Raw genomic sequence first — 22,393 nt, forward strand, 5'->3', positions numbered from 1 at the left:
AAAGGCGGCTATTTTCTTTTTCATCTTGCGCAACATTTTGATGCCCTTTTATGAGAGAGGCTCAAAGGCAGTCTCCCCTTAAGATTGTATTGAATTTTAAGTGGGATAAGGCTGCAAGCTATAGTGTTATTGGTAAAATTTGAAAGCGTAAGAAGATGAAGAAAGCGATAGCCGCCTTGGCTTTGACCTTGGCTGCAACCACAGCGAAAGCTGAAGTCGTCACCTATGACTGCAACTTGCACCGGATGGAAGAAGGATGGATCGCCGAGCGTGTGATCCTGAGTGTTGATGCGGAAAACAAGCGTGCGCGGGCTTATGACGCCTACATTCATCACTATGAGGATAAGCAGCCCAAAGATGTGAAATTCAAAACAACCCGCAAGGGCGAATACAGGCTCATGTGGAAAATGAAAATTCCCGCCAGAAATAGCGGGCTTGCGTATGTAAGTTATACAGCCACACTGAACCCGGAAAAACAGCGCCTGGACATGATCGCAAGATTTCCGCAAGCCAATGTGCTGAACCGGCCATCGGGTTTTGGGGAGTGTTCAGTAAACACGATCGAGTCGCTTTACGCTTCCTGAGTTCTGCAAGCTCGCTGGTTTTGTATACTCGAAAAAAGAAAATCCCCGGAAATTCCGGGGATTTTTTTTTAACTTTCAACGCTGCAAGTGCCAAGACCGTAAGGCTTGTTAGCGGCGTTTGTACTGACGAAAGACATACGAACTTTGAGGCTGTTATCAGCGGGATTTAGGTTTGCCTGATACTTGACACGCAAATTACCACCGGCAGAAGCGCGTCGTGTTTCGGTCCAGACCATCCGAACACCCTTGTTACCACGGCTTTTGTATTTAGTGTCGATCCATTCAGGTCTGCTCGCTACCTTTGCCCAGCCGTCTTCGGCGTCCACTTGAAAGGCATAGCTCCGCGCGATCCAGCCGTGGCTGTCCTGTTTGGTCATTTTGCAATTGTAGGTAACTGTTTCCGCCATGGCGCCGTGTGCAAAAAATGCGGCCAAAGCAACAATGCTGAGAAATTTCATTTTTTTCCGATTTCCTTGTATCCGGGTACAGGAAATTTCAAAAACGGGCAGAAAGAACAAGAGGTTCCAGGCAGTTATTCAGAACGTTTTTGGGATACTGTCAATTGCGCAACAACAGTGTTTTGTATTGCGCAAGAGCGTTCGGATTCAATAGTTGTTCCGCTGTAATTGGTTGGGAGTTTTCGTCAGCGACCGCGGAATAGAAACTCAAAAGATCCAACAGGTTTTTCGTCTTCTCCAATCGATTATCCGTTGCCAACAGCGGGGCGTGCAGTGATAGCAGCAGGGCGGGGCGCTGTTTCTTCAACCAGGCAATCAGAGTGGGCAATACGAAATATTCGGCCCCTTCGATATCCATTTTGACCAGAGATACGCCGGACAGGTCATTTGCGGCCTCAAACTGATCCCATGCAATTGTCAGGGCGTCGCTGCCATGCGTGCCGTCATGCAGTAAGGAACTGGTAGAATCGCCCGGCTCGCCGCGTACCGAGGCCATGCGGGCCACGCCGAACTGGTTGGACAGCGCCACCCCAAAGGCCGACACGTTGTGGATGTCGTTCAGGTCCAGATTCCACGCCAGATACCTAAATGCAGTCGGATCGGGCTCAAAACACCACACGTGCCGGGCGCGGCGGGCACCGTAAAGCACGGTGGGGCCGATCCAGGCGCCGATATCCAGATAGTCGCTGTCGGACGAGAGATATTCGTCGAGAATGGCGAAAGTTTCGGGCTCCCACGCACCGGCTGAGGCTTTGCGCCAGAATTTCGAATGATAGGGGTCCAGATGAAACGGCTCGCCATTCAGGCTGCCTGCATAGTACCCGCGGGCGCGGTAAAACATCTTGCGCGCCTGTGTCAGCATCGCGGACCTCCGGGTTTTATTGTCACGGGCCTTGACCTATGGCGACTGTCAAAGCATTTAACCTTGGGAACCGCAACTTACATTTATAACAGGGGGCCGACATGGCTTTTGAACTTCCTGATCTTCCTTATGCACATGACGCGCTGGCAGCCAAGGGAATGTCCGCAGAAACGCTGGAATATCACCACGATCTGCACCACAAGGCATATGTCGACAACGGCAACAAGCTGATCGCCGGAACCGAGTGGGACGGCAAATCGCTGGAAGAGATCATCGTTGGCACCTACGACGCAAACGCAGTCGCGCAGAACGGCATCTTCAACAACATCAGCCAACTGTGGAACCACAACCAGTTCTGGGAAATGATGGGCCCCGGAGGCAACGCCATGCCTGGTGAGTTGGAAAAAGCCCTGACAGAGAGCTTTGGCTCGGTTGACGAATTCAAGTCGCAGTTCAGCGCTGCTGGTGCTGGTCAGTTCGGTTCGGGCTGGGCGTGGCTGGTCAAGAACGCGGACGGTTCGCTGGCTGTAACCAAGACCGAAAACGGCGTGAACCCGCTGTGTTTTGGTCAGACAGCGCTGCTGGGTTGTGACGTCTGGGAGCACTCGTATTACATCGATTTCCGCAACAAACGCCCGGCTTACCTGTCGAACTTCCTCGACAATCTGGTGAACTGGGAAAACGTTGCATCGCGGATGTAATCCTTGAACCGCAGAAGGTTCATAAAGGGCCTGCTGGCGACCACGCTGGCAGGCCTGTTTGTTGCAGCCTATGGGTTTTTTATCGAGCCCTCGCTGCGATTGCGCGTGCGCAAGTGGCGCGTGCGGCGCAAGGATTGGACAGCGCAGCCGCTACGGATCGCGGTTCTGTCCGATCTGCACGTTGGTGAGCCTTATGTCGGCCTTGATCGTGTCCGGCAGGTAGTGCGGCGTACCAATGCACTGGCCCCCGATCTGGTCTTGCTGTTGGGGGATTACGCGGGTCACTACGACGGCATCACCGCTAAAGTCGAAGCTGAAGATCTGGCTCCGGTTCTTGGACAGCTTGAGGCGCGCAGCGGAGTTTATGCTGTTCTCGGAAACCACGACTGGTGGGATGATGAGGATGCCCAACGGCGTGGCGGTGGGCCGAACAAATTCGCCACCGCGTTTCAGGGGCAGGGCATCACAGTGCTGTCCAACGAGGCAATGCGCCTGGACGATTTGGGCATCTGGCTGGCCGGGCTTGAGGATCAACTTGCCTTCAGACGCAATGGCAAGCTTGTGGGTCTGGATGATCTGCCGGGAACCATGGCGCAAGTGACCGACGACGCGCCCGTGGTAATGATGGCGCATGAGCCTGATATCTTCCCCGACATCCCGGAAAATGTGGCGCTGACTTTGTCCGGCCACACGCATGGTGGGCAGGTGCGGCTGTTTGGTTGGTCGCCGGTGGTGCCGTCCAAGTACGGCAATCGTTATGCTTATGGGCATGTACACGAAGACGGGCGCGATTTGGTCGTGTCTGGTGGGATCGGGTGTTCGATCCTGCCCGTGCGCTTTGGGGTAACGCCCGAGATCACGGTGATCGAACTGTCAGCCTGACAGGAGAAAACCCGCCTATGAACAAAGTTTCATACTGAGACGGGTTTGCACGCAACCTCGCAGTGCCTACCTTGGGTGTGGCGGAGGGAGAGAACCGCTAACCATATGAAAATGCACAGGCAACGCGCCGGAAACCTATGGTTGCGTCGGGGTAAACCTATGCCTGTTAATTGAGGGATGGCCGTAGAAACATGACAGGAGATCACGATGGTCGCACTTGAACAGGGAACCTGGGTTGTTATTGCCGATGGGGAAAAGGCGTTGTTCGTCGAGAACATCACCGATGCCGAAGACCCCAATCTGGTGGTTGTTTCGGTGGAAGAACAGGATGGGGTTAGCCGACCCACCGACCGGGCCGGGCGGCGCTTTGATACCGGGCCGAACCAGAAATCGTCGGTTGAAGAGCCGAACTGGAAAACCCACGCCAAATCCCTTTTCGTGCAGGATGTTGCCAATCTTCTAAACCGTAAGGGATTGAAAGGGGCCTTCAATCGGTTGGTTCTGGTTGCCAGCCCGCATGTGCTGGGCCTGCTGCGCCGTCGCCTGCACAGCGAGGTACTTGCCAAGGTCGTGGCTGAGGTGGACAAGACCCTGACCAACCACCCAATGCACAAGGTCGAAAAGCTTCTGACCAGCCGCCTGAACCCGGCAGTTTGACCGATTTGTCCCCCGGTGGGCGGTCTCAGCCGTCCGTCCACCGGTCAGGTCAGGAACCCGCGCAGTGTCGACATCGCCGAGGCCGGATCATCAACCCAAGTGATGTAATCCGCCAACGACTCATCCGCGAACCCCTGACCGATGACGCGCTGCACCAGCTCGTGCAGCGCGTCCCAGTAGCCACCCACATTCATGACCAGAATGGGTTTGTCATGCAGGCCCAGCTGCCGCCATGTCAGCGCCTCGAACAGCTCATCCAGCGACCCCGGGCCGCCCGGAAGCACGACCACAGCATCTGCATTCATGATCATGACCTTTTTGCGCTCGTGCATCGTTTCGGTGACCACAAAGCGGGTCAGGTCGGTTTTGCCGACCTCGCGTTTCAGCAGGTGAACGGGGATCACGCCGAATGTGTCGCCGCCAGCGGATTGCGCAGCACGGGCAACTTCGCCCATCAGGCCGACATCCCCGGCGCCATAGACCAAACGCCAGCCTTCTTGTGCCAGCATCGTTCCGAAGGCCCTTGCGGCTTCGGAATAGGCGGAATTTGCGCCATTGCGTGACCCGCAATACACACAAACAGATTTCTGAGACATCGTGAACGCTCTCCGGGGTTGTGCCTGGGCTTTTGACCCCTGATAGCGGGATTGATAGATTGGCTCAACCGCCGGGCAGAATGTGTTGAAGGCACGGCACTTGCGCTGCGGAGTGAAAGGAAAAGAATGAACGCCGAGTCGGGAAGCGGAAGCTCTGGCACCTTCACCTGGGGGGTGATCGCCGGTATCGCAGTTTTAATCGGAGCGGGTGGATTGTACTGGTCCGGTATGGTCGGGGGGGACTCGGAAGAACCGGCACCAGAGGTCGAAGTCGCAGTTCAGACCCAGGAGGACAGCGCTGAGCCCGCTGAGCAACCTGCCGAAAGTTCCACACCACCTGCCGCAGAAGATGAGCAAAGCGTCGAGGCTGCGACCCCACCTGCTGCCGAAGAGGCGGTGCCTGAAACACCGGCTGAGGAAGAGACAGCCCAAGCTGAGCCGCCTGTGAAACCGCTGTTGGATCAAATTTTTGTTGAATCGGACGGCAATACGGTTCTGTCAGGTTCTGCCGAACCGGGTTCCGAGGTCAACGTGCTGCTGGACGGAGAAGCGGTGCATAGTTTCACGGTCGATCCTAGCGGTCAGTTTGCCGAATTCGTTTCGATTCCATTCGCCGATACAGCGCGCGGTTTGACGTTGGAGACGCAGGGCGATCAACCGGTGCGCTCGGACGACTACGTGATTGCTGCACTGCCCGAACCTGAAGCTGCGGATGACGCTGTTTCTGTCGCGGATACTGCTGACGATGCAACGCAAGAACCCGAAGTGGCGCAGGCAACCGAAACGGATCAGGCGGCGTCGACCGACACAGTTTCCACTGACTTGCCCTCTTCCGAAACGGCTGAAACTGACGCGCCGTCGTCCGAAGATCAAACGGAACAGGTTGCCGAGGCTCAGGCTGAGGACACGCCGGACCAACAGGTCGCTATCCTGCGGTCTGGGGAGGACGGGGTTGAACTGGTGCAAGGTCCAACAAGCCAACCGCAGGAACCGGAACAGATCGCACTCGACACCATTGGGTATTCCGATGCTGGCGAGGTTGAACTGACAGGCCGGGTACCGGATGGATCGGCTGTGCGCCTGTATTTGGACAACCGGCTGGTCGATGATCTGTCCCCGGCCGATGACGGCAAATGGCGCAGCGAGTTGGACGGGGTCGAACCCGGCGTCTACACCCTGCGCGCTGACGAGATTGCACCGGATGGTACCGTCGTTAGCCGTATTGAAACGCCATTCAAACGTGAGGCCACCGAAGTGCTGCGCGCCGCCGAGGCGACGGATAGCCCCGAGGCAGCAGAGGATGCCCCGCCGATCCGGTCGGTCACTGTGCAGAAGGGTGACACGCTCTGGGCCATTTCCCGCGAACGGTTTGGCGACGGTGTTCTTTATGTGAAGCTGTTCGAGGCCAACCGGGCTGCTATTCGTGACCCGGACCTGATCTATCCCGGGCAGATCTTCACGATCCCCGAATAAGCTTTAGCCTCTGGCCCCTGCGGGGGCGGGGGGCTATCTCTGACCGCAGACCAGGAACGTGATGAGACGATCAGCCCCGATGCATTCAGACGATATGCCAGAAACGAACGAGCGCCGCTCAGGTTGGCGCACGATCCGCAAGGTATCACCATACCTCTGGCCCGAGGACGAACCTTGGGTCAAACGCCGTGTTGTGTTGGCAATGGGAATGTTGGTTCTGGCCAAGCTAATCGCGGTTTACACGCCAATTTTGTACAAGGGCGCGGTCGACGGTCTAGCCGGTGAGGGCGTGCCGCCCCTGGCGCTGGGTGCGGTAGGATTAACCGTAGCCTACGGTATTGCACGGATGATGACCGTGGGATTTCAGCAGTTGCGCGATGCGGCTTTTGCCCCGGTCGGGCAGCGGGCGTTGCGGGCGCTGGCGCTGGAAACCTTCCGGCACATTCATCAATTGTCGATGCGCTATCACGTGACGCGCCGAACCGGCGGCCTCAGCCGGATCATCGAGCGCGGCGTGAAGGGCGTAGAATTCCTGCTACGGTTCCTGTTGTTTTCCATCGGACCGCTGATCCTGGAATTGCTGCTGGTCGCGATCATCCTGATGTGGCTGTTCGATGTGTGGTATCTGGTCGTCGTGGCGGTGACAATTGCGCTTTATATCTGGTTCACCTTCGCGGTGACTGAGTGGCGCGTTAAATTGCGGCGCGAGATGAACGATCAGGATACTGAGGCCAACCAGCGCGCTATCGATAGTCTACTGAATTTTGAAACTGTCAAATATTTCAACGCTGAACAGCGCGAAGCTGAACGCTACGATGTCTCGATGAAAGCCTATGCTGGCGCGGCGCTGAAAACGGCTTATTCGCTGGCCTTCCTGAATTTCGGGCAGTCTTTTCTGATCACCTGCGGACTGATCGGCGTGATGGTTCTGGCCGCCATCGGTGTGCAGAATGGTACGCTGACCGTGGGTGATTTTGTCATGGTCAACGCCTACATGATCCAGATCACCGTGCCGTTGAACTTTCTGGGCACGGTGTATCGTGAAATCCGTCAATCGCTGGTCGATATGGGGCAGATGTTTGATCTGCTGGAACAACCTACCGAGGTAACAGACAAGCCCTGCGCGCCGAACCTTGCGATCAATGGCGGCGAGGTGACGCTGGACAACGTGCGGTTTGGGTATGATGCGGATCGTGAAATCCTCAAGGGCATCTCACTGACCGTTCCGGCGGGGCAGACCGTGGCTATCGTCGGGGCTACCGGCTCGGGCAAATCCACCATCGGACGGCTGCTGTTCCGATTCTATGACGTGACCGGCGGAGCTTTGAGGATCGACGGGCAGGATGTGCGCGACGTGACCCTTAACAGTCTGCATGCCGCCATCGGCGTGGTGCCACAGGATACGGTGCTGTTCAACGATACGATCCGTTACAACATCGCCTACGGCCGCGATGGCGCCACTCAGGAAGAGGTCGAAGCCGCAGCCAAGGCAGCCCAGATTCACGAATTCATTGTAACGCTGCCTGAAGGGTATGACACCAAGGTCGGTGAACGTGGCCTCAAGCTGTCAGGTGGTGAAAAACAGCGTGTCGGCATTGCGCGCACGCTGTTGAAGAACCCGCCTATCCTGCTGCTGGACGAGGCGACCTCGGCACTGGATACAGACACCGAGCAGGACATCAAGGATGCTTTGGCGCGGGCCGGAGAGGGGCGTACGGTTCTGACCATCGCGCATCGTCTCAGCACCATCGCCGAGGCCGACCGTATCGTTGTTTTAGAGCAAGGCGAGATATTGGAGCAGGGCACTCATGATGAGCTGCTGCAACGCGAGGGTCGTTATGCGCAACTGTGGAGCCGTCAGCAATCGGATGCGCAGGCTGCCTGAACCGAAACCGGCCTCCGACTGGACTATGTGATATACTGAATGGGTTTTTGGAGGAGTTGGTTTGATGCGCAGATTGAAAAGAACCTCTGTTGTTCCGGTCGTTATTGCCGTGCTGATGCCAGTGATGGCGGCGGCTGATCCCATTGTCGGTGTCTGGAAAACCGAACCGGATCGCAAGAACCTGATTTCGCATATCCAGATATCTGCCTGCGGAGACAAGTTCTGTGGTCAGATACAATCGGCCTATGACAAATCTGGGAAAGAGGTGCAGACCCCCAACATCGGCAAAAAGCTATTCTGGGATGTGGCCAGCGAAGGGGGCGGCAAATATGGCGGCGGTGATTTCTGGATTCCCATGGTCAATGTGGATGTGGTGCCGCAAATGACGTTGAGCGGAGACACCCTGACCGTGCGCGGATGCGAGCATGTTGTGTGCGGGCACCAGAAATGGACACGTCTGTCCAAGTGACCCGCTCCTTCTGACAAGATTTGTTGCAACTAAGTCTTGCGCTACGACCAGCACTCTGACTGTGGGTGATTGCCGATTGACCGATGATATTGCTCCGTTATGACGGCAGTACCAACCGAGTGGTGTTGGGCAATAAATCAGGGAAACACTAATGAAGAAGTTCTTTGCTGCGCCGATCGTTCTGGCGTCGCTGTTCGCGTCGACCGCCTCCGCCGAGGATCTGGTATTTTTGCTGGGTAATGAAAGCAGCGTCGATCTGGTCGAACTCAATGTCTCGGCAAGTGCGTCCAATGAATGGGAAGCAAACTTGCTGCAAGGCGATTACATCGCGCCGGGATACGAAGCAGACGTGTTGGTTGCTGACGGTCTGACCACCTGCGTCTATGATATTCGCGGCGCGTTTTCCGACGGGTCCAGCGCCGAGGATTACGGCGTAGACCTGTGCGATCTGGGTGAATACGTCTTTACTGACTAAGCCTGTCTGAAACGAAAAATGGCGAACCGTTGGGCTCGCCATTCTTTTATTCTGCCGCTTTTAGGGGTGATCCCGGCGGATGTTCGGGCGCTTGGGCATCTTTGGACGCAGGGGGCGTTTCGTCGCCCCAGACCACCTCGGTCGCTTGTGCCTGACGGACGGCTTTGCCAATCGCCATATCCTGCGCCAATTGGCTGGATCGACCGGACGTCGTGCGCGCCAGTGCCCGGCCCAGCCATATCGTGTAGGTCGAAACCCAAACGCGCAACGCCAACAGTGAAGGCGTCACGATCAGCGTCAGAACCGTCGCAATGCCCAATCCGAAGACCACCGCCGTGGCCAGCTGCTTCCACCACAACGCGGTGGGGCTGTTGATCGAATAACCACCATTGATGAAGTCCAGCGACAGGCCGAACATCATGGGTGTCAGACCAGCCATCGTGGTCAATGTGGTCAGAAGAACCGGACGGATACGCGCCTCAGCCGTGCGGATGATGGCTTCGATCCGGGGCATATAGCGGCTGTATTCCTGATAGGTGTCGATCAGAACAATGTTGTTGTTCACCACGATCCCTGCCAGCGCCACGATGCCCGTGCCGGTCATGATGATCGAGAACGGTTGCCCCATAACGATCATCCCGATCAGAACCCCGGTGGTCGACAGTACAACCGCCAGCAGCACCAGTACCGAGTTGTAGAACGAGTTGAACTGCGCCAGCAGGATCACGAACATCAGGCCCAAAGCACCCAGGAAAGCGCTTTGCAGGAAGGCCCCGGATTCCTCTTGATCCTCCTGATCGCCGGTCCACTCCCAGGCAATCGTGTTCGAGAAGGGGCTGGTGTTCAGCCATTCCGTCAGCACTGCGATCCGTTCATTCGGATTGACCAGCGCGAACCGCGCCCCTTCTTCCGCAATAGCTGTGCGCAGGTCCTCGACGGTTTCGGCACCGGTTAGTTGGAACAGCTCAAATACCGTGCCATCGGAGCTGGTGATGGTTGTCCCGTTGGGTTCCGCGCCTTCTTCGACCGCACGCACAACGGCCAGTCGCTGTTCGGTTCCGTCAGGGCCGTCGACTACCACCTTGGACAGGCCCGGCTCGACATCTGCTTTGACGTCATAGTAACGCTGCTGGTCGATCCGGTTGATCTCGGCCAGCTTGGCCACCGGTTGGCGGGTGACAAAGTTGGACAGCGGCACTAGCCCGTCAGGGGTGCGGACCTTGAGCGAATCCAATGTGGACAAAACTCGGTCCTGTTCAGGCAGGCGCACGCGAATCTCGACTTCTTCATCGGTGTTGTCCGGACGCATCTCGCCGAGAAGAATGCCACGGGTGACCAACTGTACCATTGCGCCAACCGTGGCGACATCAGCCCCGAAACGTCCGGCCTTGGCGACGTCCACGTCGATCTGCCAGTCGATGCCGGGCAGGGGCATGGTGTCTTCGATCTTGATCAGACCGGGCGTTTCGTCAAACACAGCCCGCGCGGCTTCGGTCGCTGTGGTCAATTCCTCCCAACCGTCGCCTTTGATACGCAGATGTACAGGTTTAGCTGAGGCCGGACCCTGTTCCAGCGGCAGGATTTCCACGATGAAACCGGGCAGTTTGGCAAGTTCTGCATTCAACTCGTCTAGAACGAAATCACCGTCGTACTCCGGGGCGATGATTTCGCGATCGAACAGACCGAAAAACGCGGGTTCGGTCAGCGTTGGGCGGTCCTCCCACGGAGTGATTTCGAACTGCACACGACCGACGGTATCTGCCGGAGCTTCGGCGCCGCCGTTGTTCTGGTTTAGGCCGCCTTCACCGGCAAAAGCGAACACGTTGGTTACGGCTGGGTGTGCCCCGATCACCTCTTCGGCGGCCAGCACCATCGCGTCTTTTTCCTGCAATGACAGGTTGCCCCGGGCCCGGACATAGGCGGTGGCCTGTTCTGGTTCGGTTTCGACAAAAAACTCAACGCCGCGGTTGTTTTCTCCGTAATACGACATCACCTGCCAGACGCAAAAACCGACTGCCATGATTGATACGAGCGGCATGACCGGGTTGCCGACCAGGAACTTTATCAGATAACCGAACACAGAGTGTTCACGCGCTGTGTGGACGCGTTCTTCCTTTTGCCGCTCGATTTTGGCGGCACTCAGGGTCACCGACCCTGCAAAGCCACCGAAGACGAACAGCAAGGCACCCGACAGCACGCCCCCGGGCAGCAGATAGTCAGGGTTCAGCATCTGCATCGCGCCCAAGAAGATCATGTACAGCGATGGGGGGACCATAATTGCGCGAACCCACCACGGGGCCACACTGCGCAGCCAATTCGAAGTTCGATCGAACGTGCGGCTCATTCGTCCGGATACGCCGCCGACGACCGGCAGGTAGATCAGCGCCACGATCAGCGAAGAGGACAGAACGAAGATCAACGTGATCGGCAGCATCTTCATGAATTCGCCGGGCACGCCGGGCCAGAACAGCATCGGCAGGAAGGCACACAGTGTCGTCGCGGTCGAGGACACGATGGGCCAGAACATCCGCTGCGCCGCCTCGACATAGGCGTGCATCGGGCCGATGCCTTCTTTGATGCGCTTATCGGCGTATTCAACCACAACAATGGCACCGTCGACCAGCATCCCCACCGCAAGGATCAGCCCGAACATCACCATGTTCGAGATGGTGACGCCCATGACCGCAAGAAAAGCAAAGCTCAGCAGGAACGAGGTTGGGATTGCAAACCCGACCAACAGCGCAGCGCGCGTACCCAGCGAGGCCAGAACGACGATCATCACCAGCGCGATCGCGGTTAGGACCGAACCTTCAAGCTGACGCACCATCGAATCGACAATGCGGCTTTGGTCGTTCGAGGTGCCAACATCTACGGCGGCCTGCAATTCGGCGGGCCATTTCTCTTGCGCTGCTGCAAGAGTCGCTTTGACGTCGTCCACTGTGTCGATCAGGTTGTAGCCTTTGCGTTTGACCACCTGAAGTGCCACCGTGGACTGGTTGTCAAACCGCGCGGTGCCTTCCCGGTCTTCGAAAGTATAGTTGATCTGCGCAAGCTCACCCATCGTCACCACGCGGTCGCCATTGACCTTGACGGGTAGGCTGTAGACATCTTCAGCGGTTTTGAATGAAGACGGGATTTTGACCGAGAAAGTGCCTTGTGCTGAATCCACCTCACCAGCAGCGATCAGCTGGTTGTTGTTTTGGACAACTGTGATCAATTCGTCGGCCGAGACGTTATAAGCCTCTAGCCGGAGCGGATCGATAATCACCTCGAGCAATTCGTCTCGGTTGCCCGCAATCCCGGCTTCAAGCACTGAATCCAATGATTCAAGATCGTCCTGCAAGTCTTTGGCGATACGCGCCATTGTTCGCTCGGGGACTGCGCCAGTTAGGTTGACGATGACGATAGGGAATTCCGAAAAGTTAATCTCGAAAAGCGAATACTGCTCAGCCCCTTCAGGGAAATCGGCCTGAGCGCTGTTCATCGCGTCGCGCACATCCGCCATGATCGCGGTCTTATCCCAGCCGAATTCGAACTCCAGCGCGATACCGGCATACCCTTCGGCAGCAGTGGCGGTCATTTCCTTGAGACCGTCCAGATCTGCCAGTTCGGTCTCCATCGGCTTGATCAGAAGGTTCTCAGAATCCTCAGCGGAAATGCCGGGAAATTGGACCGAGACGAAAAGCGCCGGGATTTCGATATCCGGTTCACCCTCTTTGGGCAGGCTGACATATGCAAACCCGCCGACAATCAGCGAGATCGCGATGAAGGCCAACACCATACGGGCCCTGTGGGCGGCCCATGCAACCAATCCTGTCATTGTGCAGCTTCCTGGTAGGTTGGTTCGACCTTAACGCCTTGCGTCACGAATTCCTGGCCGATCACAATGACATCAGAGGTTTCCGGTAGCCCATCAACCCAGACGCCTTCTGCGGTGTCGCGCAATAGCAGAATCGGCATGAATTCCACGATTTGGTCAGCGCCGACCGTGCGCACACCGATCTGCCCTTCGTTGTTCAAGGTCAGGGCGGATTGCGGCAGCAGATGGGCCTTTGCCCCGTCGGCGGCTATACGGATATTGGCCGTCTGACCATCGCGAATGGCCAGTTCCGGGTTTGGAACGGTGATTTCAACTTCGAAGGTGCGGGTCGTTTCATCCGCCGACCTGCTCAGAAAAGTTACGCGGCCTTTGACCTCAAGACCCGTGATCAGGCGCGCCGATGCTTCCGAACCGACGATGATCTTGTTTACATCCGTTTCGGGCACGAACCCCACCAGCTTGATCGGGTCTAATTGAATCACGGTCGCACACAGCGATCCGGGCTGCATCAGGCTGCCCAGTTCGGCGGTATCGCTTTCCAGCAGGCCCTTGAATGGGGCTTCGATGGTCTGACGGTCAATCTCGCGCTGGGCGGCTTTAACCTCGGCAGTGGCGGCTTCGATCCCGGCGCGAGTGGCCTCCAATCCGGCCTCGGCGGTTTTGACGCCCGCTTCGGCAGAGCGCATCGCGGCTTCGCTGGAAATCCGTCGCGTTTCCGACCCGAACCCGGTTTCCGACAGTTTCTGTGCGGCCGTCAGGTTGATTTGCGCCTCAGCAACCAGGGCATGCGCCTCTTCCAGGCGAGCTTCGGCCTCGGGGATGCGGCTTTCGGCTTCAAGTTTGGCGGCCATAGCCTCGGCCAGGCTGGCGGGGCGGGTGCCTGGGTCCAGCTCGCACAGCAGGTCGCCCGCTTCGACGAACGCACCCTTGCGCTTGGGTTCCGAAATCACGGTCGACGTTGTTTCGGCCAGAACTTCGACCTGGCGATTGGCTCTGGTCTGGCCGCGCAACAACACGGCGCTGTCAATTTCCCGTGCGGAAGAGCGCAAGACGACCACACCGATTGCATTCTGCGCCGTCCGGGGATCGGATACAGATTCTGTTTCGGATGACGTATCTGTTTCAGAGTCGCCGCGACCGGCAAATGCAAACAATGCGTCGCGTTCAAAGACCAAAAGGAATAATGCGGCAATCACCAGAATCGCATTCACGAATGAAATCAATCGCATACGGGGCCTCTCTAAAAATTCTTTGCCGATTGTCCTTCGGCGTGCATGTTTAAAAGTGGGGGCAGGCACGCGCGTTTTCTACACTAAACTGAATAGTTCGGTTCACTTTTTTTCGCAAGGGCAGCGTGACGCCGCGAAAATGTGCGAATTCCGGCCCTTGGCTTGGCAAGGTCGCCGGGGTATGACATGGCGCCATAGAAAATGTGACAGCCCAGGGAGCAGGGATGAGCGACGTCGACAGTTTTATTGATGAGGTGACCGAAGAGGTTCGCCGTGATCGCCTGTATCTGCTGCTGCGTCGTTGGGGCTGGATCGGCGTTCTGGCCGTGGTTCTCATCGTTGGCGGGGCCGCGTTTAACGAGGTTCGCAAGGCCCGTACCACCGGTCAGGCTGAAAAGCTGGGTGACGAGATTCTCAGCGCGCTTGCGCAGAATGACTCGGCCGAACGTGCAAGCAGCCTGGCCAGCATTGATGCGGTAACACCCGGCGGTGATGCGGTTCTGAACATGTTGTTGTCTTCGTCGCAGGTTGAGGCCGGGTCGCGGCAAGAGGCTGTGGACAGCCTGAACGCCATCGCTGTTCAGGGTGATCTGCCGGAAATTTATCGTGCGATTGCTACATTCAAGGCTCTGCTGCTGCAAAGTGACACTTTGCCCGTGGCGGATCGCCGTCAGCAGTTCGAAGCGCTGTCTGCGCCGGGCGCACCGCTGCGCTTGTTGGCCGAAGAACAACTTGCACTGATTGATGTCGCCGAGGGGAATGCGGACGCAGCAATCGAGCGTCTACAGGCGATGCGGCAGGACGCCGAGATTGGCGTGGACCTTCAGCAACGCGCCGCGCAACTGATTGTCGCGCTTGGCGGCGAACCGGAACCACTGGTGGCCCAGCAGGGCTGAACCGGCGGCAATTAGAATGACAGGCGAGTTCGGAGTATCATGGTGACAAGTCTTTTCTCCCGCATTGGATTGACGGCTGCGGCCCTATCGCTGAGTGTTCTTGCCGCATGTGAGGAACCCGAGGTCATCCTGCCAGGTGCCCGTGAAGACATTCGGCCCACCTCTGACAACGTGACTTTGGTAACCCAGGGTTCGAAACCGATCAGCCTGCCTGCGCAAAAAGCCAACGCCAATTGGTCGCAAAGCGCCGGGACGCCCGCATTTCGCACCGGCAACGCGGCACTGCGCGCGACGCCTCAGCGTGTGTGGTCGACCTCGATCGGGGATGGGGATTCGCGCAAGCGTCGCATCACCGCAGAAGCTGTTGTGGCCGGTGGCCTGATTTATACGCTGGATGCAGGCGCGACCGTTTCCGCGGTTACACCGCAGGGACAGGTGGCCTGGAGCAAGAATCTTATCCCGGCCAATGATGGCGACGCGGACGCGACCGGCGGCGGATTGGCCTATGCCAATGGTGTGCTTTACGTGTCGTCCGGGTTTGGGCGTCTGACGGCGTTGGATGCGAAAACTGGGGCGACCAAATGGCAAAAACGCCTGAATGCCCCAGGAAACGGCGCACCTTTGGTCAATGATGGTTTGTTGTATCTGGTAGCAGGTGATGAAACCGGCTGGGCCGTGAACACCAAGGACGGCCGCATCGCGTGGCAAGTTCAGGGTACGCCAAGCGTGGGCAATGTTCTGGGGGCTCCGGCCCCTGTGATTGCACAGGAGTTTGCCGTCTTTGCCTTTGGTTCGGGCGATATTTCCGCGTCTTTCCGCAAGGGTGGTATCGGGCGCTGGAACGCTTCGGTCGCGGGCGGGCGTCGGGGGCGTGCGGCCGCACAGATCGTGGATGTGACCGGTGGACCCATGGTAGTAGGCGATACGATTTATATCGGTAATCACTCGGGCCGCACCGTGGCATTTAACGCCACCTCGGGCGAACGAATCTGGACGGCGGATGAGGGGGCTGTGGATACGGCATGGCCTGCGGGTGATAGCCTGTTTCTGATCAGTGACCGCAGTCAGTTGGTCCGGTTGAACAGGGCAGACGGTTCGATCATCTGGGCGCAGGATTTGCCCGGTTTTGTCAAGGACAAGCCCAAGCGCCGTGGTCCAATCGTTGCGCACTATGGCCCGATCCTGGCCGGTGGGCGCATCGTTGTCGCGTCGAATGACGGTTTCCTGCGATTCTTTAACCCGGTCGACGGCACGCTGGTCAACAGCGTCGAGGTTCCCGGCGGCGCCACCACGGCCCCGGTAGTGGCCGGGCAGACGTTGTATGTCGTTTCGACCAAAGGTGATCTACACGCTTTCCGTTGATCGCAAGATGCGCTAAAGGGCGCGTCTGAGTCTTGAAAGTTGAGTATCATGTCGCTGACCCTCGCCATCGTGGGGCGCCCGAATGTGGGCAAATCCACTCTGTTCAACCGCCTTGTGGGCAAACGCTTGGCCCTGGTCGACGACCAGCCCGGCGTGACGCGCGACCTGCGCGAGGGCGAAGGGCGTCTGGGCGATCTGCGCTTTACCGTAATCGACACAGCGGGTCTTGAGGACGCGACTGATGACAGCCTGCAGGGACGGATGCGTCGGCTGACCGAACGCGCGGTGGATATGGCCGATGTCTGCCTGTTCATGATCGACGCGCGGGTGGGGTTAACCCCAACGGACGAGATGTTCGCCGAGATCCTGCGCAAACGCTCGAAACATGTGATCCTTGCCGCCAACAAGGCCGAAGGAAGCGCGGCGGATGCGGGTGTGCTTGAGGCGTATAATCTGGGTCTGGGTGAGCCCGTGCGCCTGTCGGGTGAACACGGCGAGGGGATGACAGACCTTTATGCGCAACTCATGCCGCTGGCAGATGCCGCGGCTGAGCAGGCCGAGGATGATGCCCCGCAAACCGATATCGAACTGGACGAAGACGGCGAGGGCGAGGCGCCGCTGATCACAGCCGCCAAGCCGCTGCAGGTTGCGGTAGTCGGGCGGCCAAATGCCGGAAAGTCCACACTGATCAACAAGATCATCGGCGAAGATCGCCTGTTGACCGGCCCCGAGGCTGGTATCACCCGCGATGCGATCAGCCTGCGGATTGACTGGGCCGATCCCGATGGCGACAGCACCCCGATGCGGATTTTCGACACGGCGGGCATGCGCAAGAAGGCTAAGGTGCAGGAAAAGCTGGAAAAGCTTTCGGTGTCCGACGGTCTGCGCGCCGTAAAATTTGCCGAGGTCGTGGTGGTGTTGTTGGACGCAGCCATTCCGTTTGAACAGCAGGACCTGCGCATCGCTGATCTGGCCGAGCGCGAAGGCCGCGCCGTCGTTGTCGCAGTTAACAAATGGGATATCGAAGAGAACAAGCAGGAAAAGCTGCGCGATCTGAAAGAGTCCTTTGATCGTCTGTTGCCGCAATTGCGTGGCGCACCGCTGATCACCGTATCTGCCAAGACTGGTCGGGGGCTGGAACGTCTGCGCGCTGCCATCCTGCGTGCGCATGACGTTTGGAACCGTCGTGTACCCACAGCAGCACTGAACCGCTGGCTGACGGCCATGCTGGAGCAGCACCCGCCGCCAGCCCCCCAGGGCCGCCGGATCAAGCTGCGCTATATGACTCAGGCCAAGACCCGTCCCCCTGGATTTGTGGTGATGTGTTCACATCCCGACAAGATGCCAGACAGCTACACCCGCTATTTGGTGAATGGCCTGCGCGAGGATTTCGATATGCCCGGGTCGCCTATCCGCCTGACATTGCGTGGGCAGGGTGACAAAAATCCCTATAAGGGGCGGCGCAAGAAAAACGCGGGCGCTCTGGCCAAGCATCTCAAGGGTCGCGCGTAACTGCGCCAATTTTCAGCACTTTCGGCTGAAAGGCGTGACAGTCCCGCTGCCGCAGGCTAGCATTCGCCTGTGTGCATCTGTTTTTTGTGCGCGCTGCTTGATTACAAGCAAAACGCAAATAGTTTCGTGGTGATATTAATTGGGCCAAACGTGGGGACAGGCTGAATGAATTTGCGGGAATATACGCGACAATATGCGGTACAGGACAATCGGCTGGCCGCGCTAAGCTATTTTGGGACCTTCGCCGTTTATTTCGCGTCGCTGACGCTGGCAATTATCTTTGTCGACCGCTGGTACATCATGATCCCTGCTGGGATCGTGTTCGCCTTTTCAGCTGTGCGTCTTTACGTTTTGCAACATGATTGCGGCCACCATTCCCTGTTTGAGACCCGCGAACAGAATGAATGGGCCGGGCACGGTTTGTCGCCCTTCACCTTTGCGCCGTTCGAAGTGATGAAGCAGAACCACAACCTGCACCATTCGGGGATCGGTAATCTGGAACACCGCGAAACGGGTGAGATTCACACGATGACCCTGCGGGAATGGAACGCTGCAGACTGGAAAAAGCGTTTGTTCTACCGGCTTTACCGCAACCCGTTCATTCTGGTTCCGGTTGGTGCGCTTTTCACCTACTTCATTCGCTACCGCTGGCCCAAAAACACGGTACGGTTTGGTGTGACCGGAGTTCTGCTGCACAATCTGTCGATCGTGATCTTCCTGGGGCTGCTTTATCTGATCGCGGGCACGACCGGTATTCTGGTCTGGCTGGTGTTCTCGTTGCTGGGGGGGATGCTGGGTGTGTTCCTGGTCTACCTGCAGCATAATTTCGAAGATACGTATTGGGACCGCCGTCCGGACCTTGATCCGCAATTGGCAGCCTTGCAGGGGTCTTCTGCTTTGGATTTTGGTTGGTGGTTCGACAATGCGGTGGCGTGTATCACGCTGCACGACATCCACCATTTCAACGCCCGTATTCCATCCTATCGGCTGCGGGCGTGCCACTATAACCTGCCGCCTGAATTCACCCCGCGTCGGATCAAGTTCCCCGAGGCGGTGGCGGCGCTGAATTTGAAACTCTGGGACGAAGATGCCAAGCGTCTCGTGCCATTCCCCAAAGAGGATAGACCCGGCACTCTGGCTCACGGCAATTGACGCAAAGACGTCGCCGAAACTGCTCGCAGATTAGTAGGCGTCTGGGCCCAGCGTGCATTCAATTGAAAATGTAGGGAGAGAAAGGAAGGCTTAGTAATGACCGCAGTGACCGATGTTAAAGGTGTAGGAAAGGCGCTTGGGCAGGCGCTGATCGCCAATGGGTACAAAACCGCTGAAGCCCTTGCCAAAGCCAACCCTGCCGACCTGGTCAAGGTTCCCCGAATTGGTGCCTCTAGCGCGCCTCTGTTGATCGCCGCTGCGAAAGAGGCGATTGCAACCAAGCCCGCAACGAAAGCGGCTGCGGCAAAACCTGCAGCCAAAAAGCCAACTGCGGCTAAGACAGCCAGACGCGCGCCCGCGCGCAAACCTGTGACGCGCAGGCCCGCCGCCCGGAAAACCGTTGCAGCCGCCGCTGCCGAGAAACGTGCCGAAGAGGCCGCGCGCAAAGCTGCCGAGGAAAAAGCCGCCGCGGAAGCCAAGGCGCGCAAGAAGGCGAAAGCCAAGGCCAAGGCCGAAAAGGCCGCCAAAAAGCTGCAAGAAATGGAGGCCGCGATCTCAAAGGCCAAGGACAAGGTGAAGGCCAAGGCCAAGAAGGACAAAAAGTCCAAGAAGGACGGTAAGAAAAAAGATCAGTCCAAGAAGGACGGCAAGAAAAAAAATCAGTCCAAGAAAGACAAAAAGAAGAAGGGTAAGAAAAAGACGAAGAAGTAATCCTCCTTCGCCTTACGTTCTGCAAGACCGGCACTACGCAATGCGGGTGCCGGCTTTTTTATGCCAGTGTGCCGTCCAGCTGCAGTGTTCGTTTGCCGCCCAGGTATGGCGCCAGCACTTCGGGCAGGGTCACGGTGCCATCCTCGTTCTGTCCATTTTCCAGAACCGCAATCAGGCAGCGTCCAACCGCCAGCCCAGAACCGTTCAGGGTGTGGACATATTCCGGCTTACCGCCACCTTCGGGGCGGAAACGTGCGTTCATGCGGCGGGCTTGGAAAGCACCGGTGGTCGAGACCGAGCTGATCTCACGGTACGTGTCCTGCCCGGGCAGCCAAGCCTCGATATCAAAGGTGCGGCGCGCGCCAAAACCCATGTCGCCCGTACACAGAACGACGGTGCGGTAGGGGATGCCCATTTGCTCCAACAGGTCCTCGGCGCAGCGCAGCATGCGTTTCTGTTCCTCATCCGACTTGTCGGGATGCGTGATCGAAACCATTTCGACCTTTTCAAACTGGTGCTGGCGTAGCATCCCGGCGGTGTCCTTGCCCGCGCTGCCGGCCTCGGACCGGAAACAGGCCGTGTGGGCGGTCATGCGGATGGGCAGGGCGGTTTCGTCCAGAATGTCACCGGCCACGGAATAAGTCAGCGTCACCTCGGACGTTGGGATCAACCACCAGCCATTGGTGGTCTGATAGCTGTCATCGCCGAATTTCGGCAGTTTATCAGTGCCGTACATCGCCTCATCGCGGACCAGAACCGGAGTCTGCATCTCGGTCAGGCCGTTCTTGTCGATATGGGTGTCCAGCATGAACTGGGCCAGCGCACGGTGGATACGCGCGACACCCTTCGACAGGTTTACAAAACGGCTGCCGCTGGTCTTGGCGGCGGTTTCAAAGTCCATCGCAGCGGCGACGGCGGGAATGTCGAAGTGTTCTTTCGGAGCAAAATCGAGTTCGCGCGGGGTGCCCCAACGGTTCACCTCGACATTGTCGTTCTCATCCGCACCTTGCGGCACATCCTCGGCGGGCAGGTTGGCGATGCGTGCCAGTTGGTCGGTTAGCAGCGCGTCCAGATCCTTGGCCTCGTTCTGCATGCGGGCGATTTCGGTCTTTTTCTCAGACACCAATGCGCGCAGACGCTGAAATTCATCCTCGTCCCCGCGCGCTTTGGCGGCACCGACCTCTTTGCTGGCCTTGTTCTGCTCCGCCTGGGCGGTTTCGGCGGCCAGAATCTTGGCCCGGCGGCTTTCGTCCAGCCGCAGCACATCTGACGACACCGGCGCATCCCCACGGCGCGCCAGGGCAGCGTCGAAGGCGTCAGGGTTTTCGCGAATGGCGCGGATGTCGTGCATGGTTCAGATCCTTAATGCGTGAATCGGTCTTGCAGCCTTATGCCGAGTCTTTTTCCTTATTGTAACCTTTGTAGTCTAAGAATTTATGCCACCTTTTGTGTGCTTGGTTGTGAGAATGCTTGCGACTGCTCCAGTGTTTAGGTGGGCGAAGATGCTCGGGTAATTTCACCGAGGTATCGCCGTAGGATAGTTCCAGCTGTTCTTGGGTAAGTTTAGAACCCGACAAGTCACAGTTCCTAAAAAACGCGCCTTTCAGGCTGCTGTCTTCTAAGTTCGTTCTTTTGAAAATCGTACCAACGAAAACTGATCTGTTGAGGTTCGTATCCGAAAAATGGGTGTCACCAAAAAAACTTCCATTGAATTCAACGTCGGAGAAATCGCACGCCACAACAAGGGAGTCAGTAAAATCGCACATTCTTAGGTCAAATTGAGAAAAATCTAAATTTGCGAGCGTCAGATTTTTAAAGCTACTTGTTCTCAAGTCAATAATTGTTCCTAGGTGACCTCCGGTCTCCTTAATTTGTGAGAGCGTTCGCATTGCTGTACGAACGTCAGAGCGAGGGAATTTCCAAGTTTCAATTTCTGCGATGAAGTCTTCGTCTGCGTCTTTGATTGGTGTTGCGACCTTTACTGAAACATTTTCACGAACATAGACTGAAAGTGTTTCGAGTGTGTGCTTCCTCTCAGTGGGTGTTTCTACGGCTATTTTTTCTAGCGCCAAAATGGCACCAACGCGCACCTCTAGGTTCGGGACAGTGTGCTGTTCGCCATCCTTGAAGATTGTTTTATCGGCGCCTAGCCCTTCAATCGCTTTAGTGAAGCGGTCTGTAACTTGCCCCTTTTCTCGAACCTCCGTCTGGCGGCGGCTGTATTCGGTCTGACGGCGATTATAGGACGCATTCATAACCGTAATCGGAAAAGCCACGACGACCCCCAGAACGGCGGTGGCCGCTGTGAGCTTGACCAGCGTGAATCGCCAGTCGACGCGTTCATCCTGAGTGACAGGCGCTTGAAGCCACAAAACGTCCCAGATTAGCCCTATGATCCCTATGAACAGCAGACAAAACAGCAATCCCCACAAAAGCATAGCAATCAGAAAGATGCCTGGGTTGACTTGATCTAAATTCAGACGTTGCTGAAATTGCTCTAACGGTACTGTGTGGTGTGTGCCTTTTGGGAATGCTCCAAATACCAAGAAAGTTGTCAGAAGCAGGCCTCCGGCCCAAACGGTGCCCCAGAAAATTCCTGGCTCAATAGGTAATGTAGTCAAATTCAACGTCTCGCTTTTAGGCTGTACAATGAAACGAATGCTCGCCTT

Annotated in this window: 20 protein-coding genes; 13 read left to right on the forward strand and 7 right to left on the reverse strand. The window is 57.2% G+C overall.

The annotated features are described in order from the left end of the window. Positions 1–155: 155 nt before the first annotated feature. A complete protein-coding gene (locus tag ACR0AL_RS00715; RefSeq protein ID WP_170410341.1) occupies positions 156–584 on the forward strand; it encodes a hypothetical protein in 429 nt (142 codons plus the stop codon). 68 nt (positions 585–652) lie between these two features. On the opposite strand, the gene ACR0AL_RS00720 is transcribed toward ACR0AL_RS00715, so the two are convergent. Then, the gene (locus tag ACR0AL_RS00720) at positions 653–1,042 is read right to left on the reverse strand and encodes a hypothetical protein (protein ID WP_480661608.1); all 390 of its coding nucleotides are present in this window, start codon (positions 1,040–1,042) and stop codon (positions 653–655) included. A gap of 100 nt (positions 1,043–1,142) precedes the next feature. Continuing rightward, positions 1,143–1,904 carry an FkbM family methyltransferase gene (locus tag ACR0AL_RS00725; RefSeq protein ID WP_480661610.1) on the reverse strand — a complete coding sequence of 254 codons (762 nt, stop codon included), beginning with the start codon at positions 1,902–1,904 and terminating at the stop codon, positions 1,143–1,145. Positions 1,905–2,005: 101 nt separating this feature from the next. On the opposite strand from ACR0AL_RS00725, the gene ACR0AL_RS00730 reads away from it, so the two are divergent. The 3 genes from ACR0AL_RS00730 to ACR0AL_RS00740 all read left to right on the forward strand — a co-directional run bounded on the left by ACR0AL_RS00730 (position 2,006) and on the right by ACR0AL_RS00740 (position 4,144). Then, positions 2,006–2,605, forward strand: coding sequence for a superoxide dismutase (locus ACR0AL_RS00730; protein WP_113789565.1), 600 nt, complete (start codon positions 2,006–2,008; stop codon positions 2,603–2,605). Positions 2,606–2,608: 3 nt separating this feature from the next. Next, positions 2,609–3,487 (forward strand): metallophosphoesterase, encoded by an 879-nt coding sequence (locus ACR0AL_RS00735; protein ID WP_170349126.1) that lies wholly within the window; start codon positions 2,609–2,611, stop codon positions 3,485–3,487. Positions 3,488–3,694: 207 nt separating this feature from the next. Continuing rightward, on the forward strand, positions 3,695–4,144 hold the full coding sequence (locus ACR0AL_RS00740) for a host attachment family protein (RefSeq protein ID WP_170349125.1): 450 nt from the start codon (positions 3,695–3,697) through the stop codon (positions 4,142–4,144). Between the two features lie 44 nt (positions 4,145–4,188). Here the strand turns inward: ACR0AL_RS00740 and ACR0AL_RS00745 are convergent, their stop codons facing one another. After that, positions 4,189–4,740, reverse strand: coding sequence for an LOG family protein (locus ACR0AL_RS00745; RefSeq protein ID WP_170349124.1), 552 nt, complete (start codon positions 4,738–4,740; stop codon positions 4,189–4,191). Between the two features lie 126 nt (positions 4,741–4,866). On the opposite strand from ACR0AL_RS00745, the gene ACR0AL_RS00750 reads away from it, so the two are divergent. The 4 genes from ACR0AL_RS00750 to ACR0AL_RS00765 all read left to right on the forward strand — a co-directional run bounded on the left by ACR0AL_RS00750 (position 4,867) and on the right by ACR0AL_RS00765 (position 9,042). Beyond that, positions 4,867–6,213, forward strand: coding sequence for a LysM peptidoglycan-binding domain-containing protein (locus ACR0AL_RS00750; RefSeq protein WP_480661612.1), 1,347 nt, complete (start codon positions 4,867–4,869; stop codon positions 6,211–6,213). Between the two features lie 79 nt (positions 6,214–6,292). Then, positions 6,293–8,098 (forward strand): ABCB family ABC transporter ATP-binding protein/permease, encoded by a 1,806-nt coding sequence (locus ACR0AL_RS00755; RefSeq protein WP_480662529.1) that lies wholly within the window; start codon positions 6,293–6,295, stop codon positions 8,096–8,098. 64 nt (positions 8,099–8,162) lie between these two features. Next, the gene (locus ACR0AL_RS00760; protein ID WP_170359090.1) at positions 8,163–8,567 is read left to right on the forward strand and encodes a DUF2147 domain-containing protein; all 405 of its coding nucleotides are present in this window, start codon (positions 8,163–8,165) and stop codon (positions 8,565–8,567) included. Positions 8,568–8,718: 151 nt separating this feature from the next. Beyond that, on the forward strand, positions 8,719–9,042 hold the full coding sequence (locus ACR0AL_RS00765) for a hypothetical protein (protein WP_480661614.1): 324 nt from the start codon (positions 8,719–8,721) through the stop codon (positions 9,040–9,042). 46 nt (positions 9,043–9,088) lie between these two features. Here the strand turns inward: ACR0AL_RS00765 and ACR0AL_RS00770 are convergent, their stop codons facing one another. Then, positions 9,089–12,862, reverse strand: coding sequence for an efflux RND transporter permease subunit (locus ACR0AL_RS00770; RefSeq protein WP_480661616.1), 3,774 nt, complete (start codon positions 12,860–12,862; stop codon positions 9,089–9,091). Next, positions 12,859–14,091: an efflux RND transporter periplasmic adaptor subunit gene (locus ACR0AL_RS00775; protein WP_480661618.1), complete on the reverse strand. Its 1,233-nt coding sequence runs from the start codon at positions 14,089–14,091 to the stop codon at positions 12,859–12,861. Before ACR0AL_RS00775 ends, ACR0AL_RS00770 begins: the two co-directional genes overlap by 4 nt. Positions 14,092–14,315: 224 nt before the next feature. On the opposite strand from ACR0AL_RS00775, the gene ACR0AL_RS00780 reads away from it, so the two are divergent. The 5 genes from ACR0AL_RS00780 to ACR0AL_RS00800 all read left to right on the forward strand — a co-directional run bounded on the left by ACR0AL_RS00780 (position 14,316) and on the right by ACR0AL_RS00800 (position 19,724). Continuing rightward, the gene (locus tag ACR0AL_RS00780; protein WP_170349117.1) at positions 14,316–14,987 is read left to right on the forward strand and encodes a hypothetical protein; all 672 of its coding nucleotides are present in this window, start codon (positions 14,316–14,318) and stop codon (positions 14,985–14,987) included. 39 nt (positions 14,988–15,026) lie between these two features. Continuing rightward, entirely contained in the window at positions 15,027–16,349 is a 1,323-nt protein-coding gene (locus tag ACR0AL_RS00785; protein ID WP_480661620.1) for a PQQ-like beta-propeller repeat protein, read from the forward strand. A 48-nt stretch (positions 16,350–16,397) separates the two neighbouring features. Further along, on the forward strand, positions 16,398–17,861 hold the full coding sequence (gene der / locus ACR0AL_RS00790; protein ID WP_170349115.1) for a ribosome biogenesis GTPase Der: 1,464 nt from the start codon (positions 16,398–16,400) through the stop codon (positions 17,859–17,861). A gap of 165 nt (positions 17,862–18,026) precedes the next feature. After that, the gene (locus ACR0AL_RS00795) at positions 18,027–19,013 is read left to right on the forward strand and encodes a fatty acid desaturase (RefSeq protein ID WP_170349114.1); all 987 of its coding nucleotides are present in this window, start codon (positions 18,027–18,029) and stop codon (positions 19,011–19,013) included. Positions 19,014–19,109: 96 nt separating this feature from the next. Next, a complete protein-coding gene (locus ACR0AL_RS00800; RefSeq protein ID WP_480661622.1) occupies positions 19,110–19,724 on the forward strand; it encodes a helix-hairpin-helix domain-containing protein in 615 nt (204 codons plus the stop codon). A 58-nt stretch (positions 19,725–19,782) separates the two neighbouring features. Here the strand turns inward: ACR0AL_RS00800 and serS are convergent, their stop codons facing one another. Further along, positions 19,783–21,075 carry a serine--tRNA ligase gene (gene serS, locus ACR0AL_RS00805; RefSeq protein WP_170375861.1) on the reverse strand — a complete coding sequence of 431 codons (1,293 nt, stop codon included), beginning with the start codon at positions 21,073–21,075 and terminating at the stop codon, positions 19,783–19,785. A gap of 37 nt (positions 21,076–21,112) precedes the next feature. Next, the gene (locus tag ACR0AL_RS00810) at positions 21,113–22,345 is read right to left on the reverse strand and encodes a pentapeptide repeat-containing protein (RefSeq protein ID WP_480643960.1); all 1,233 of its coding nucleotides are present in this window, start codon (positions 22,343–22,345) and stop codon (positions 21,113–21,115) included. Positions 22,346–22,393: the final 48 nt, after the last annotated feature.

This window comes from Ruegeria sp. BB1 (genome assembly GCF_056539465.1).

Excerpts from the sequence above, each read along its gene's own strand:
- ACR0AL_RS00795 (WP_170349114.1), top strand. The coding sequence starts at position 18,027 with ATGAATTTGCGGGAATATACGCGACAATATGCGGTACAGGACAATCGG.
- ACR0AL_RS00745 (WP_170349124.1), bottom strand. The coding sequence starts at position 4,740 with ATGTCTCAGAAATCTGTTTGTGTGTATTGCGGGTCACGCAATGGCGCA.
- ACR0AL_RS00750 (WP_480661612.1), top strand. The coding sequence starts at position 4,867 with ATGAACGCCGAGTCGGGAAGCGGAAGCTCTGGCACCTTCACCTGGGGG.
- ACR0AL_RS00725 (WP_480661610.1), bottom strand. The coding sequence starts at position 1,904 with ATGCTGACACAGGCGCGCAAGATGTTTTACCGCGCCCGCGGGTACTAT.
- ACR0AL_RS00800 (WP_480661622.1), top strand. The coding sequence starts at position 19,110 with ATGACCGCAGTGACCGATGTTAAAGGTGTAGGAAAGGCGCTTGGGCAG.
- ACR0AL_RS00755 (WP_480662529.1), top strand. The coding sequence starts at position 6,293 with ATGCATTCAGACGATATGCCAGAAACGAACGAGCGCCGCTCAGGTTGG.
- ACR0AL_RS00780 (WP_170349117.1), top strand. The coding sequence starts at position 14,316 with ATGAGCGACGTCGACAGTTTTATTGATGAGGTGACCGAAGAGGTTCGC.
- ACR0AL_RS00715 (WP_170410341.1), top strand. The coding sequence starts at position 156 with ATGAAGAAAGCGATAGCCGCCTTGGCTTTGACCTTGGCTGCAACCACA.
- serS (WP_170375861.1), bottom strand. The coding sequence starts at position 21,075 with ATGCACGACATCCGCGCCATTCGCGAAAACCCTGACGCCTTCGACGCT.
- ACR0AL_RS00730 (WP_113789565.1), top strand. The coding sequence starts at position 2,006 with ATGGCTTTTGAACTTCCTGATCTTCCTTATGCACATGACGCGCTGGCA.
- ACR0AL_RS00740 (WP_170349125.1), top strand. The coding sequence starts at position 3,695 with ATGGTCGCACTTGAACAGGGAACCTGGGTTGTTATTGCCGATGGGGAA.
- ACR0AL_RS00760 (WP_170359090.1), top strand. The coding sequence starts at position 8,163 with ATGCGCAGATTGAAAAGAACCTCTGTTGTTCCGGTCGTTATTGCCGTG.
- der (WP_170349115.1), top strand. The coding sequence starts at position 16,398 with ATGTCGCTGACCCTCGCCATCGTGGGGCGCCCGAATGTGGGCAAATCC.
- ACR0AL_RS00765 (WP_480661614.1), top strand. The coding sequence starts at position 8,719 with ATGAAGAAGTTCTTTGCTGCGCCGATCGTTCTGGCGTCGCTGTTCGCG.
- ACR0AL_RS00770 (WP_480661616.1), bottom strand. The coding sequence starts at position 12,862 with ATGACAGGATTGGTTGCATGGGCCGCCCACAGGGCCCGTATGGTGTTG.
- ACR0AL_RS00785 (WP_480661620.1), top strand. The coding sequence starts at position 15,027 with ATGGTGACAAGTCTTTTCTCCCGCATTGGATTGACGGCTGCGGCCCTA.
- ACR0AL_RS00720 (WP_480661608.1), bottom strand. The coding sequence starts at position 1,042 with ATGAAATTTCTCAGCATTGTTGCTTTGGCCGCATTTTTTGCACACGGC.
- ACR0AL_RS00775 (WP_480661618.1), bottom strand. The coding sequence starts at position 14,091 with ATGCGATTGATTTCATTCGTGAATGCGATTCTGGTGATTGCCGCATTA.